This window comes from Micromonospora palomenae, assembly GCF_007829925.1.
GTDB classification, from domain to species: domain Bacteria; phylum Actinomycetota; class Actinomycetes; order Mycobacteriales; family Micromonosporaceae; genus Micromonospora; species Micromonospora purpureochromogenes.
Map to the genome: position 1 here is coordinate 37,174 of NZ_VIXA01000005.1, position 13,420 is coordinate 50,593.

14 protein-coding genes are annotated in these 13,420 nt (G+C 75.0%); 11 read left to right on the top strand and 3 right to left on the bottom strand.

Annotation, left to right across the window (positions count from 1 at the left end):
• Window positions 1-69 precede the first annotated feature (69 nt).
• From FHX75_RS27105 to rdgB, 11 genes are all read left to right on the top strand, one after another.
• Window positions 70-1,632, top strand: a complete 1,563-nt coding sequence (locus FHX75_RS27105) for a hypothetical protein (RefSeq protein WP_154943200.1) — start codon at window positions 70-72, stop codon at window positions 1,630-1,632.
• 115 nt (window positions 1,633-1,747) lie between these two features.
• The gene (gene clpS / locus FHX75_RS27110) at window positions 1,748-2,038 is read left to right on the top strand and encodes an ATP-dependent Clp protease adapter ClpS (RefSeq protein ID WP_088963684.1); all 291 of its coding nucleotides are present in this window, start codon (window positions 1,748-1,750) and stop codon (window positions 2,036-2,038) included.
• Between the two features lie 2 nt (window positions 2,039-2,040).
• Entirely contained in the window at window positions 2,041-2,535 is a 495-nt protein-coding gene (locus tag FHX75_RS27115) for a DUF2017 domain-containing protein (RefSeq protein WP_179806249.1), read from the top strand.
• Window positions 2,536-2,589: 54 nt separating this feature from the next.
• Window positions 2,590-3,078 carry a M67 family metallopeptidase gene (locus FHX75_RS27120; RefSeq protein WP_154943202.1) on the top strand — a complete coding sequence of 163 codons (489 nt, stop codon included), beginning with the start codon at window positions 2,590-2,592 and terminating at the stop codon, window positions 3,076-3,078.
• 62 nt (window positions 3,079-3,140) lie between these two features.
• On the top strand, window positions 3,141-3,485 hold the full coding sequence (locus FHX75_RS27125; RefSeq protein ID WP_154943203.1) for a MoaD/ThiS family protein: 345 nt from the start codon (window positions 3,141-3,143) through the stop codon (window positions 3,483-3,485).
• Between the two features lie 12 nt (window positions 3,486-3,497).
• Window positions 3,498-4,463 (top strand): PLP-dependent cysteine synthase family protein, encoded by a 966-nt coding sequence (locus FHX75_RS27130; RefSeq protein WP_154943204.1) that lies wholly within the window; start codon window positions 3,498-3,500, stop codon window positions 4,461-4,463.
• Window positions 4,464-4,655: 192 nt separating this feature from the next.
• On the top strand, window positions 4,656-5,402 hold the full coding sequence (locus tag FHX75_RS27135; protein WP_154943205.1) for an MBL fold metallo-hydrolase: 747 nt from the start codon (window positions 4,656-4,658) through the stop codon (window positions 5,400-5,402).
• A gap of 91 nt (window positions 5,403-5,493) precedes the next feature.
• Window positions 5,494-6,633 (top strand): glycosyltransferase family 4 protein, encoded by a 1,140-nt coding sequence (locus tag FHX75_RS27140; protein WP_154943206.1) that lies wholly within the window; start codon window positions 5,494-5,496, stop codon window positions 6,631-6,633.
• Window positions 6,630-7,799, top strand: a complete 1,170-nt coding sequence (locus tag FHX75_RS27145; protein WP_246158717.1) for a glycosyltransferase — start codon at window positions 6,630-6,632, stop codon at window positions 7,797-7,799. Before FHX75_RS27140 ends, FHX75_RS27145 begins: the two co-directional genes overlap by 4 nt.
• Window positions 7,800-7,845: 46 nt before the next feature.
• A complete protein-coding gene (rph, locus tag FHX75_RS27150; RefSeq protein ID WP_154943207.1) occupies window positions 7,846-8,574 on the top strand; it encodes a ribonuclease PH in 729 nt (242 codons plus the stop codon).
• Complete coding sequence (gene rdgB, locus FHX75_RS27155; protein ID WP_154943208.1) at window positions 8,571-9,188, top strand: RdgB/HAM1 family non-canonical purine NTP pyrophosphatase; 618 nt, start codon at window positions 8,571-8,573, stop codon at window positions 9,186-9,188. Before rph ends, rdgB begins: the two co-directional genes overlap by 4 nt.
• Before the next feature lie 103 nt (window positions 9,189-9,291).
• On the opposite strand, the gene hutH is transcribed toward rdgB, so the two are convergent.
• Genes hutH through FHX75_RS27170 form a run of 3 tightly spaced genes read right to left on the bottom strand, consistent with a single transcriptional unit; the run spans window position 9,292 to window position 13,409 of the window.
• Complete coding sequence (gene hutH, locus FHX75_RS27160; RefSeq protein ID WP_154943209.1) at window positions 9,292-10,827, bottom strand: histidine ammonia-lyase; 1,536 nt, start codon at window positions 10,825-10,827, stop codon at window positions 9,292-9,294.
• Window positions 10,824-11,993, bottom strand: a complete 1,170-nt coding sequence (gene hutI / locus FHX75_RS27165) for an imidazolonepropionase (protein WP_154943210.1) — start codon at window positions 11,991-11,993, stop codon at window positions 10,824-10,826. The genes hutH and hutI overlap by 4 nt, the downstream gene beginning before the upstream one ends.
• A 57-nt stretch (window positions 11,994-12,050) precedes the next feature.
• Window positions 12,051-13,409 carry a formimidoylglutamate deiminase gene (locus FHX75_RS27170; RefSeq protein WP_154943211.1) on the bottom strand — a complete coding sequence of 453 codons (1,359 nt, stop codon included), beginning with the start codon at window positions 13,407-13,409 and terminating at the stop codon, window positions 12,051-12,053.
• Window positions 13,410-13,420: the final 11 nt, after the last annotated feature.

The window sequence follows — 13,420 nt, forward strand, 5'->3', positions numbered from 1 at the left end:
GTGCCACCGCACCGGATGTCCATGCGGGCTGCTCACCGCCGCCCGCCCGCCAGCCACGGGAGGCCGCCGATGAAGCCCGGTCCACTCCCCGGGGTCGACGTGCCCGGCGGTCCCGGCGGGGCGGCTGAGCTGCCCCGCTGCGGTCCGCTCCCCGCCCGCGTGGGGGTCACCGAGCCCGGCCCCGACGAGCCGCTCGCGGTGGTCGCGGCCGGTCCGGCCGCCGCGGCCCGCCGCGAAGTGCTCGCCGCCCTGCTCGGCGTCGCCTCCGGCATGCTCGACGTCCCGGCGGGCAGTTGCCTGCTGGTCCGGCACGCCCGGGTCGCCACCCGCGCGGCGTACGTGCCGGGCTACCGGCAGCCCCACTCCTACGGCGCCGACCAGGCGGCCGCCGGGCCGGCGCTGGCCCGTCCGCCGCGCCGGGTCGAGCTGAGCCTGCCCGAGCCGCTGCTGCGCCACTTCGCGGTGCTCGACACGCCGGACACCGACACCCTCGGGGTCGCCGGCGGCCGGGTGCTTCTCGACGCGGTGGGCCGCGGCGGCGCGCTGCTCTACGTCATCGGCGCCGACCAGGCCTTTACCGGCGCGGAGCTGCACCTGCTGGCCGAGGTGGCCCGGGCGCCGGTCGAGGTCTTCTTCGTGGTCACCCCCGGCGCGGGCGGCTGGGCCCCGGCCGAGGCGGCGGGCGGGACGGACGACACGGAGGCGCCCGTCCCGTCGCCCCGCGACGCGTCGTCCGAGGCGCCGGCCCTGCTGGACCCGGCGGAGGTCAGCGTCGAGGCGCACCGGGCGGCCCTGCTCGCCGCCGTGCCCGCCCTCGCCGGCGCCCGCTGGTTTCCGGTGCACCGGGCCGAGCACCCCGGCCTGCGCCGGGCCCTGGTCGGCTGGGCCGCCGACGAGGGGCTGCGCCGGGCCAGCCTTCAACCGCCCGTGCTGCCCGGAGCCCACGGCCGGGTGGCCGTCGCGCCCGACGCCGACGCGGGGGACTGGTCGGAGGGGCTGGAGCGGCAGACCCGCACCTGCGCCCGCAGCATCCGCCAGCACCTCGCGCTGGAACTGGCCAACATCCACCTGCGCGCGGTCCAGGAGATCGTCTTCGGGGTGGGCTGCGCGGGCCTGCCGCAACTGCTCGACCGGGAGATGGAGGCGCTGTCCCTGCTCGCCACCGCCCAGTGCGACCAGGCCGTGCGCGCGGTCATCGACGACGCCGCCGCGCGGGTCCTCGGCGCGCCGCTGGCCGAGGGGGTCCGGCAGCGGATCGCCGCGGCCGTGCGGTGGGGCCTGGCCGACCAGCCGCAGGGCCGGGACCTGGAACGGGTGCTCCTGGTCACCAGCACCGCCGGGGTGGGCGACCTGGTCGGCACCGGCGCGATCGACGCGCTGGCCGGCCATCCCGGTGCGCACCGCTCCGAGGTGCTGCCGCCGGTGGCGGTGGCGCTCTCCGGCGGGTGCTGGCAGCACTGGCGCACCCCGGGCAACAACGACCCGATGGCCGCCCGGTCCTGGGCCCAGCGCGCCCTGCGCGAGGTGGAGCTGGAGCTGTCCCGCGAGGTGTCCCGGCGCTTCGAGGCGGTCCGTCTCTCCCTCGGCGCGGTGCTCTCCGATGCCCTCGACCACGGCATCCTGCTCGCCTGAGCGCGGCGTCGTCACGTCGCCGCCCCGCCCGGTCCGTGCCGCCCGGGAGGGTGATCCGGGCCGCCCCGGCGTTCCGGTTCATCGGTTCGCCGAATCCGGTGGCACGATGGGGGGCATGGCGGCTCCACAGGTTGCACCGGTCGAGACGCCGGACACCGACGAGGTGCCGGTCTCGGACCGGCCTTGGGTGACGATCGTCTGGGACGACCCGGTCAACCTCATGACGTACGTGACCTGGGTCTTCCAGAAGCTGTTCGGGTACAGCCGGGAGAAGGCCGAGAAGTTGATGCTGGACGTGCACCACAAGGGTCGGGCCGTGGTGTCCAGCGGTGCCCGGGAGCGGATGGAGCACGACGCGTCGCAGCTGCACGCGTACGGGCTGTGGGCGACGGTGGACCGCTCGTGAGCATGTTCCGCCGCCAGGGCGGCCGCTACGTCGCCACCTTCGCCGTCGACGAGGTGCGGGTGCTGCGCAAGGTCGCCTCCGAGGTGGTCGGGCTGCTCACCGACGGGTTCGACCACTCCGACCCGGTGGTCGGGCGGCTCTTCCCCGACGCGTACCCGGACGACCCGGCGAACACGGCGGAGTTCCGCCGGTACACCGAGGGCGACCTCAAGACCGCCAAGATCGACCAGGCTGGCGCGATCCTGGCCGCGCTGCCGGACGAGGCGGGCGGCGAGGTGCGGCTGGACGCCGAGGCGGCCGAGGCGTGGCTGCGGGCGCTCAACGACGCCCGGCTGGCGATGGGCGTCCGGCTGGAGATCAAGGACGGCACCGACCTGGGCGAGGAGCTCGACGACGCGGTCGCCGAGGACCCGACCTCCTCGCGGGTGTTCCAACTGTCGGTCTACGCCTACCTGGGATATCTCCAGGAGTCCCTGCTCAACGCCCTGATCGACTGAGTGTGACGGTCACCGCCTCGCAGTCGGCGGCCGGTGGGCGCTAGGCTGGGCGGCGTGCTGAGCATCGACCGGTCGATCGTCGAGGCGATCGTGGCGCACGCGCGCCGGGACCACCCGGACGAGGCGTGCGGCGTGGTCGCCGGTCCTGTCGGCAGCGACACCCCCACCCGGCACATCCCGATGGACAACGCCGCGCGCTCGATGACGTTCTACGAGTTCGACTCGATGGAGCAGCTGCGGGTGTGGCGGGAGATGGACGACCGCGACGAGGAACCGGTCGTCATCTACCACTCGCACACCGCGACGGAGGCGTACCCGTCCCGGACCGACATCTCCTTCGCCGGCGAGCCCGGGGCCCACTACCTGCTGGTCTCCACCCGCGAGCCGGACAGCGAGGAGATCCGCTCCTTCCGGATCGTCGACGGCGTGGTGACCGAGGAGCCGGTGCGGATCGTGGACGCCGCGGTGGACCCGCACGCCGTCCAGTCCTACATGTTCGGGCAGAGCCCGGCGACGGTCGACTACGAGTGTTCCGGCCGCTGACCTTCAGCGCCGTTCACTTCCCGTCCGTCACCGAGGCACACCCGATCAAGGAGCACGACACCATGGCCATCGAGGTTCGCATCCCCACCATCCTGCGCAGCTACACCGGCGGCGCGAAGGTCGTCGAGGGCGCCGGGGACACCCTGGGCGACCTGCTCACCGACCTGGACTCCCGGCACGCCGGCCTGCGGGGCCGGCTGGTCACCGACGCCGGCACGCTGCACCGCTTCGTCAACGTCTACGTCAACGACGAGGACGTCCGCTTCCTCGGCGCGCTGGACGCCAAGCTCACCGACGGCGACAGCGTGACCATCCTGCCGGCCGTCGCCGGTGGCGCGTTCGGCTTCGCGGCCGCGGCCGCCATCGCGTCGCACGCCGTCTCCCGGCGCGCGCCCGTCGCCCGCTGACCGGCGGGCGTCATGGCTCGCTACGACAGCCTGCTCGACGCCTGCGGCGGCACCCCCCTGGTGGGGTTGCCCCGGCTCTCGCCGACGGTGCCCGAGGGGGCACCGCCGGTGCGGCTCTGGGCCAAGCTGGAGGACCGGAACCCGACCGGCAGCATCAAGGACCGGGCGGCCCTGTTCATGGTTCGCGCGGCCGAGGAGTCCGGCCGGCTCCGGCCGGGTGACACCATCCTCGAACCGACCAGCGGCAACACCGGCATCTCGCTGGCCATGGTGGCCAAGCTGCGCGGCTACCGGCTGGTCTGCGTGATGCCGGAGAACGTCTCCACCGAGCGGGTCCAGCTGCTCCGGATGTACGGCGCGGAGATCATCTTCTCGCCGGCCGCCGGCGGCTCGAACCAGGCCGTCGCCACCGCCAAGCAGATCTCGGCGGAGCACCCCGACTGGGTGATGCTCTACCAGTACGGCAACGAGGCCAACGCCCGGGCGCACTACGAGACGACCGGCCCGGAGCTGCTGCACGACCTGCCCACCATCACCCACTTCGTGGCGGGCCTGGGCACCACCGGCACCCTGATGGGCACCGGCCGCTACCTGCGGGAGAAGGTCGACGGCATCCAGGTCGTCGCGGCGGAGCCGCGCTACGGCGAGCTGGTCTACGGCCTGCGCAACATCGACGAGGGGTACGTCCCGGAGCTCTACGACGCCACCGTGCTGTCCCGGCGCTTCTCCGTCGGTACCCGGGACGCGGTGCTGCGGACCCGGCAGCTGGTGGAGGTCGAGGGGATCTTCGCCGGCTTCTCCACCGGCGCGATCCTGCACGCCGCCCTCGCGGTGGCCCACGAGGCGGTGCGGGACGGCCGCCGCGCCGACGTCGCCTTCGTGGTCTGTGACGGCGGCTGGAAGTACCTCTCCACCGGCGCCTACGGCGGCACGCTCGCGGACGCCGAGGACGCCCTGGAGGGGCAGCTCTGGGCCTGAGGCCCGACCCCGGGCCGGCCGGTCCACGCCGGCCGGCCCGTGGGTGTCACGTTGATGACAACTTCCATTAGATGATTCTTGCCCCGCCGTCGCTGCGCGTAGGCTGCGCAGCGTGGCGTACGCGTCGGTAGAGATCATCGGCGAGGCTCGCACCGGCGTGTCGACTACGGTGAGTAACGACAGGGCGACCGGATGAGACTGACCGTTCTCGGCTGCGCGGGCAGCTTTCCCGGCCCCGAGTCCCCCTGCTCCGCCTACCTCGTCGAGGCGGACGGCTTCCGGCTCCTGATCGACTTCGGCTCCGGGTCGCTCTCCACCCTCCAGCGCTACGCGGGGCTGCACGCCCCGGACGCCATCCTCCTGACCCACCTGCACTGCGACCACATCCTCGACGCCGCCTCGTACGTGGTGGTCCGCCGGTACGCCCCCGACGGGCCGTACCCGCCCCTGCCGGTGTACGCCCCGTCCGGCGCGCCGGACCGGCTGGCCGCGGTCTACGACCAGGGGGACGGCACGGTCGAGGACGTCTACCAGTTCTACGGCCTACAGCCCGGCACCTTCCCGATCGGCCCGTTCACGGTCACCGTCGACCGGATGAACCACCCGGTCGAGACGTACGGGGTGCGCCTGGAGCACGACGGGCGGGTGCTCTGCTACTCCTCGGACACCGCACCCTGCGACGCGCTGCTGCGGCTGGCCCAGGACGCCGACGTCTTCCTCTGCGAGGCGAGCTACCTCGATGGCATGGAGAACCCGCCGGACCTGCACCTGACCGGCCGCGAGGCCGGGGAGGCGGCCACGAAGGCCGGGGTCGGGCGGCTGCTGCTGACCCATCTCGTGGTGGCCTGGGGCAGCGAGTCGCACACCGTCGAGTCCGCCGCCGGCGCGTACGCCGGGCCGCTGGAAGTGGTCCGGGCCGGCGCCGCGTACGACGTCTGAGTAAGGCCCGGCGCGCGTTCGTGGTGGAATGTTCGCCACCACGTCAGCAGCCGGTCGTCCCGTGCACCGCTGCCGCCCGCACGGTGACACCATGCGGATCGCCATCGTGACCGAGTCGTTCGCGCCGGACGTCAACGGCGTCGCGCACTCGGTGGTCCGAACGGCGGAACATCTCGTCGCCCGAGGCCACGAGCCCATGGTCATCGCCCCGTCGCCGCCCGGTGCCAGACGGCGTCCGGTCGACCGGTTGCCGTATCCGGTGGTCCGGATCCCCAGCGTGCCGCTCCCGCGCTACCAGGGCTTCCGGCTCGGGATGCCCAGCGTCCGGCTGGCCGAGGCGCTCCTCGGCCACGCGCCCGACGTGGTCCACCTGGCCAGTCCGTTCGTCCTCGGCGCGCGGGCCGCCACGCTGGCCCGGCGGCACGGGCTGCCCACGGTCGCCGTTTACCAGACCGACGTCGCCTCGTACGCCAGGGCGTACCGGGTCGGGTGGGGGGAGGCGGCGGCCTGGCGGCGGCTGCGGGAGATCCACAATTCGGCACAGCGCACCCTCGTGCCCTCCACCCGGTCCGCCGCCGACCTGATCGCCAACGGCGTGCAGCGGATCTGGCTGTGGCGTCGCGGCGTCGATGCGGAGCGGTTCCACCCCGACAAGCGCTGCGCCGGGCTCCGCCGCGCGCTCGCGCCGCGCGGCGAGATCCTGGTCGGGTACGTCGGACGCCTCGCCCCGGAGAAGCGGGTGGAGCTGCTGTCGACCGTTGCCCGGTTGCCCGGCGTGCGGATCGTGGTCGTCGGGGACGGCCCCGCCCGGCGGCAGCTGGAGAAGGCCCTGCCCGAGGCGCGGTTCCTCGGCGTGCAGCACGGCGAGGCCCTGGCCCGGCTCTACGCCAGCCTCGACATCTTCGTGCACACCGGGCCGCACGAGACCTTCGGCCAGACCCTCCAGGAGGCGGCCGCCAGCGGACTGCCGGTGGTGGCGCCGGCCAGCGGCGGCCCGGTGGATCTGGTCGAGCCGGGCGTGACCGGGCTGCTGGTGCCACCCGGCGACGCGGACGCCCTGGCCGGGGCGGTGGCGACGCTCGCCAGCGACGCGCGGCGGCGGACCGAGTACGGGGCCGCCGGCCGCGCCGCAATTGGCCGGCGCAGCTGGACCGCCATCGGCGACGAGCTGATCGGGCACTACCAGGCGGTTCTGGCCGGTGTCCCGGCCGGCGGCCTGCCGGTCCCGTGACCGGCGGCGCCGCCCCGGCCGCTCGGGGGCTGCGGATCGTCCGGCTGGCGAACTTCGTCACCGCCCGCTCCGGCGGGCTGCGCACCGCCCTGCGACACCTCGGCGAGGGCTACCGGGCGGCCGGACACGACCCGGTGCTGGTCGTCCCGGGGCGCCGGCCCGCGGTGAGCCGCCAGCCCTGGGGCACGGTGCTGACCGTGCCGGGGCCGGCCGTGCCGGGCAGCGGCGGCTACCGGGTGCTCACCGGCCGGCGGACGGTCGAGCGGCTGCTGACCCGGCTCGCCCCCGACCGGCTGGAGGTCTCCGACCGCTCCACGCTGCGCTGGACCGGCCACTGGGCCCGCGCCCACGGGGTGCCCTCGGTGATGGTGTCCCACGAGTGCCTGACCGGGCTGCTCGGCCAGTGGCGGCTGCCGGAGGCCACCGCCCGCCGGGTGGCGGACCGGCTCAACCGGCTCACCGTGGGGGCGTACGACCGGGTCGTCTGCACCACCCGGTGGGCGGCCGAGGAGTTCGACCGGATCCACGCCCCCCGGGTCGACCTGGTACCGCTGGGCGTCGACCTCGACACGTTCCACCCGGACCGGGTGGAGCCGGCCCTGCGGGAGCGGTACGCCGACCAGACCGAGGTACTGCTCGTCCACTGCGCCCGCCTCTCTCCCGAGAAGCGTCCTGAGCTGGCGGTCGACGCCCTGGTCGAGCTGCGCCGCCGGGGCGTACCGGCGGTTCTGGTGCTGGCCGGCGACGGGCCGTTGCGGGGCGCGCTCGCTCGGCGGGTGGCCGGGCTGCCGGTGCACCTCACCGGCTTCCTGCCCGACCGGACCGCGGTCGCCGCCCTGCTGGCCAGCGCCGACGTGGTGCTCGCGCCGGGTCCGGTGGAGACGTTCGGGCTGGCCGGCCTGGAGGCGCTGGCCAGTGGGACGCCGGTGGTGGTGAATGCCGCCAGCGCGCTGCCGGAGGTGATCGGCGGAGCGGGACTCGCCGCGTACGGCACGGCGGCCTCGATGGCCGACGCGGTCGTCCGGCTGCTGGACCGGCCGGAGGCGGCGCGGCGGGCTACCGCCCGGGCGCGGGCCGAGGAGTTCGGCTGGCCCGCCGCGGTCGCCGGTTTCCTGCGGGTGCACGGGGCGGAACCGGGCGGCACGCCGCCGCGGCTGCCGGGCTGAGGACACCCCGGGGCGGTTGGCTCACGGCACCGCATAAGGTGCAGGCATGGCGCGACCTGACGGGCGGCTGCCCGACCAACTCCGACCGGTGACCCTGACCCGCGGCTGGAGCACCCATCCGGAGGGCTCCGTGCTCGTCGAGTTCGGTGGCACGCGGGTGCTCTGCACCGCCAGCGTCACCGAGGGGGTGCCCCGCTGGCGCAAGGGCTCCGGGCTCGGCTGGGTGACCGCCGAGTACGCGATGCTGCCCCGGGCCACCAACACCCGCTCGGACCGGGAGAGCGTCAAGGGCCGGGTCGGTGGCCGTACCCACGAGATCTCCCGGCTGATCGGGCGGAGCCTGCGGGCGGCCATCGACCTCAAGGCGCTCGGCGAGAACTCGATCGTGCTCGACTGCGACGTGCTCCAGGCCGACGGCGGCACCCGGACGGCGGCGATCACCGGCGCGTACGTGGCGCTGCACGACGCGGTGACCTGGCTGGCCGGGCGCAAGGCGCTGGCCGGCAAGCCGGAGAAGGTGATGCACCGGTCGGTGGCGGCGGTCAGCGTCGGCATCATCGCCGGCGAGCCCCGGCTGGACCTGGACTACTCCGAGGACGTCGCCGCCGAGGTCGACATGAACGTGGTGTGCACCGGCGAGGGCGACTTCGTCGAGGTGCAGGGGACCGGCGAGGCCGGCATCTTCTCCCGTACGCAGCTCGACTCGCTGCTCGACCTGGGGCTGTTGGGCTGCGTGGAACTGGCCGACGCACAGCGGAAGGCACTCGCATCATGAACAAGGTCCTGCTCGCCACCCGTAACCGCAAGAAGCTGATCGAGCTCCAGCGGATCCTCGACGGCGCGCTCGGCGCGCACCGGATCGCCCTGATCGGGCTGGACGACGTCGAGGAGTACCCGGAGCTGCCGGAGACCGGCCTGACCTTCGGCGAGAACGCGCTGATCAAGGCCCGGGAGGGCTGCCGCCGCACCGGGCTGCCCACCATCGCCGACGACTCGGGGATCGCGGTCGACGCCCTCAACGGCATGCCGGGCGTGTTCAGTGCCCGCTGGGCGGGCCGGCACGGCGACGACCGGGCCAACCTCCAGCTGGTGCTGGACCAGATCGCCGACCTGCCCGACGAGCACCGCGCCGCCTCGTTCGTCTGCACCGTCGCGCTGGTGCTGCCCGGCGGCAAGGAGCACCTGGTCGACGGCCGCCAGGCCGGCCGGCTGCTGCGCGCCCCGCGCGGCGAAGGCGGTTTCGGGTACGACCCGATCTTCCTCGGCGACGGTCAGGACCGCACCAACGCCGAGCTGACGCCGGAGGAGAAGGACGCGATCAGCCACCGCGGCAAGGCCCTGCGCGAACTCGCCAAGCTCGCCGCCAAGGTCCTCCCACCCACCCCCTGACCCCCACCCCACGAGGGCGCACTTTCCCGGAAAGAGTGGCTGTTCCATGCGGAATGGCCACTCTTTCCGTGAACGTGCGGGCGGGGAGGGGGAGGGGGGCGGGTCAGGCGAGGGGGCCGATCTCGCGTTCGATGGCGGCGCGGAGGTCGGGGCCGGCCAGGACGGCGCGGGCGGCCTCCATGACCGGGGCGAGGAAGACGTCCGGGCCGGGCTCGCCGGCGACCGGGGCCAGCGCCTCGACGGCGGCCCGGCCGGCGGGTGACGGGGTGAGCGGCGCGCGCAGCTGGAGCCCGCGTACGGCGGCCAGCAGCTCCACCGCGAGCAGGCTGGTCAGGTTGTCCAGCACCGTGCGCAGCTTCTTGGCCGCCGCCCAGCCCATCGAGACGTGGTCCTCCTGCATGCCGCTGGTGGGCAGCGAGTCCACCGAGGCGGGGGCGGCGAGCCGGCGGTTCTCCGCCACGATCCCGGCGGCCGTGTACTGGGCGATCATCAGGCCGGAGTTGACCCCGGCGTCGGGGGAGAGGAACGCCGGCAGCTCCCGGTTGCGGGCCACGTCGAGCAGCCGGTCGACCCGGCGCTCGGCGATCGCGCCCACCTCGGCGGCGGCGATGGCCAGGTAGTCGGCGGCGAAACCGAGCGGCGCGCCGTGGAAGTTGCCGGTGGACTCCACCCGGCCGTCGGGCAGCACCACCGGGTTGTCCACCACCGAGAGCAGCTCCCGCGCGGCGACCGTCGTGGCGAAGTCCAGGGTGTCCCGCGCGGCGCCGGCCACCTGCGGGGCGCAGCGCATCGAGTACGCGTCCTGCACCGCGTGCGCCAGGTCGTCGCGGTGCGAGTCCATCACCCGCGAGTCCTGCAGCAGCCGGTGGATGTTCGCCGCCGACGCGGCCTGGCCGGGGTGCGGCCGGATGGCGTGCAGCTCGGGCAGGAACGGCCGCTCGGAGCCGAGCATCGCCTCGATGGCCAGGGCGGCGGTCACGTCGGCCATGGTGAACAGGTGCCGGGCGTCGTGGATCGCCAGCAGCAGCATGCCCAGCATGCCGTCGGTGCCGTTGATCAGCGCCAGCCCCTCCTTGGCGGCCAGCGCGATCGGCTTCAGCCCGACCCGGCTCAGCGCGTCGGCGGCGTCCAGCCGCTCGCCGGCCGGGCCGAGCACCCAGCCCTCACCGAGCAGCACCAGCGCGCAGTGCGCCAGCGGCGCCAGGTCGCCCGACGCGCCGAGCGAGCCGTGCTCCGGCACCCACGGGGTGATCTCGTGGTTGAGCAGGTCGACCAGGGCCTCGGCGACCAGCGGGCGGACCCCGGAGTGGCCCAGCGCCAGCGAGCGGACCCGCAGCAGCATCATCGCCCGGACCACCTCGCGGGGCATGGGCGCGCCGACCCCGGCGGCGTGCGAGCGGATCAGCGCGTGCTGCAGCTCGGCCCGCCGCTCGGGCGCGACGAAGGTGTTCGCCAGCGCGCCGAAGCCGGTGGAGACGCCGTAGACGGGTCGGCCGGCGGCCTCGATGCCGTCCACGATGGACCGGCTGGTGCTCATCGCCTCCACGGTGGCCGGGTCGAGGACGACCTTGGCGGTGCCGCGGGCGACCGCGAGCACGTCGGCGGGGGTGATCCCGGTGGGCAGGATGGTCACGGTCATTGCGGGACTCCGTTGTGCAGAACCTGGCGGATCAGTGGTACACCCGGCCGGTAGGCCAGGTGCAGGTGGGACGGGGCGTCGAGGATCACGACGTCGGCCCGGGCGCCCGGGGTGAGCACCCCGATGTCGTCGCGGCGCAGCGCCCGCGCGCCCCCGGCGGTCGCGGCCCAGACGGCCTCCGCCGGGGTCATCCGCATCTCGCGTACGGCGAGCGCGATACAGAACGGCATCGACGAGGTGTACGACGAGCCGGGGTTGCAGTCGGTGGCGAGCGCCACGGTGACGCCCGCGTCGAGCAGCCGGCGGGCGTCCGGGTACGGCGAGCGGGTGGAGAACTCCGCGCCAGGCAGCAGGGTGGCCACGGTCGGCGAGCCGGCCAGCACGTCGACGTCGGCGTCGTCCAGGTGGGTGCAGTGGTCGACGCTGGCCGCGCCCAGCTCCACTCCGAGGCGTACCCCCGGGCCGGGGCCGAGCTGGTTGGCGTGCACCCGAACGCCCAACCCGGCCGCCTGCCCGCAGGTGAGGATCGCCCGGGTGTGGTCGGCGTCGAAGGCGCCCCGCTCGCAGAAGACGTCCACCCAGCGCGCGTACGGGGCGGCGGCGGCGAGCATCGGCCCGCAGACCAGCCCGACGTAGTCGTCGGGGCGGTCGGCGTACTCGGCGGGGACGACGTGCGCGCCGAGGAACGTCGTCTCCGTGCTGACCTCGGCGGCGATCCGCAGCGAGCGGGCCTCGTCGGCGACGGTGAGGCCGTACCCGCTCTTGATCTCCATGGTGGTGCTGCCCTGCCGCATCGCCTCCGCGCGCAGCCGGCGCACGGTGGCCCGCAGCTCCTCGTCGGAGGCGGCCCGGGTCGCGCCGACCGTGGTGCGGATGCCGCCGCCGGTGTACGGCTCCCCGGCCATCCGGGCCGCGAACTCGGCGGCCCGGTCACCGGCGAAGACCAGGTGGGCGTGGCTGTCCACGAAGCCCGGCAGCACCGCGGCGCCGCCGGCGTCGATCCGCCGGTCCGCGGCCGGGGCGTCCCGGGACGGGCCGATCCAGGCCACCCGGCCCTCCTCGACCAGCAGCGCCACCCGGCGGCGGATGCCCAGCGGGCCGCCCTCGCCCGCGCCGGCGACGTTGGTGACCAGTTCGCCGATGTCGTCGACGAGCAGGCTGCTCACGGCGTTCCTCCGCTCTTCGGCCCGGTGCCCCGGAACCCGCCGGCCGCCTCCGCGCGGCTACGCACCGGACACCGCCGCGATCGCGTCGCGCAGCTCCGCCGGCACGTCCACGGTCAGGTGCACGCCGTCGCGCACCACCTGCCGCCCGTCGACGACCACCGCGCTGACGTCGGCGGCGGTCGCCGCGAAGAACGCCCCCACCGGCGGCACCCCGGCCGTGCGGGCGGTGTCGAGCCGTACCGTGACCAGGTCGGCGCGGTCACCGACGGCGAGCCGGCCGGCGTCGGCCCAGCCCAGCGCGGCGTGCCCGCCGGTGGTCGCGGCGGCCAGCAGGTCGACGGCGGTGAAGTGCCCCCGCCGGCGGGTGCGCAGCCGCTCGTCCAGCTCGACCGCGCGCGCCTCCTCGAAGAGGTCCACCACGGCGTGGCTGTCGCTGCCCAGGCTCAGCGGGCTGCCCGCCTCGGCCATCCGCCGGGCCGGCCCGATGCCGTCGGCGAGGTCCCGTTCGGTGGTGGGGCAGAGGCAGATGCCGGTCCGGCTCTCCCCGAGCAGCGCCAGGTCGGCGCTGGTGGGATGAGTGGCGTGCACTGCGGTGGTGTGCCGGCCGAGCGCCCCGTGGTCGGCCAGCAGACGGGTCGGCGTACAGCCGTGCACCGCCCGGCAGGCGTCGTTCTCGGCGGGCTGCTCGGAGAGGTGCACGTGCAGCGGCACACCGGCGCGGTCGGCCAGATTGGCGACGGTGGCGAGCTGCTCGACCGGCACGGCGCGGACCGAGTGGATCGCCGCACCGACCCGCGCGTGGTCGTTCTCCGGCCGGAAGGCGCTGACCCGGTCCGCCCAGCGCAGCGCGTCGCCGTCGCCGAAGCGCCGCTGCGGCCCGGCCAGCGGGGCGCCGTCCACCGTGGCGGTCAGGTAGCAGGTGTCCAGCAGGGTGATCCGGATGCCGGCCTGCGCGGCCGCCTCGACCAGCGCCGCCGACATCGCGTTCGGGTCGTCGTACGGGGTGCCGTTCGGGCCGTGGTGCAGGTAGTGGAACTCGCCGACGCAGGTCACCCCGGCCAGCGCCATCTCCGCGTACGCGGCCCGGGCCAGGGCCAGGTACGAGTCCGGGTCGAGTCGCTGCGCGACCGCGTACATCCCGTCCCGCCAGGTCCAGAAGTCGCCCCGCCCGGCGTGGGTGCGCCCGCGCAACGCCCGGTGGAAGGCGTGCGAGTGGGCGTTGGCCAGGCCGGGCAGCGTCAGCCCGGGCAGCCGGACGGCGTCACCGAGCACCTCCACCCCGGCGGTGGGCCGGCCGCCGGTCAGCGGGGCGACCGTGGTGATCCGCCCGTCGACCGCCTCGATCAGCACGTCCGGGGTGGGCTCGGCGTGGTCGGGCAGCCAGGCGTACTCGGCGAGCCAGCGGGTGGCGGTCATGGTGTCGACTC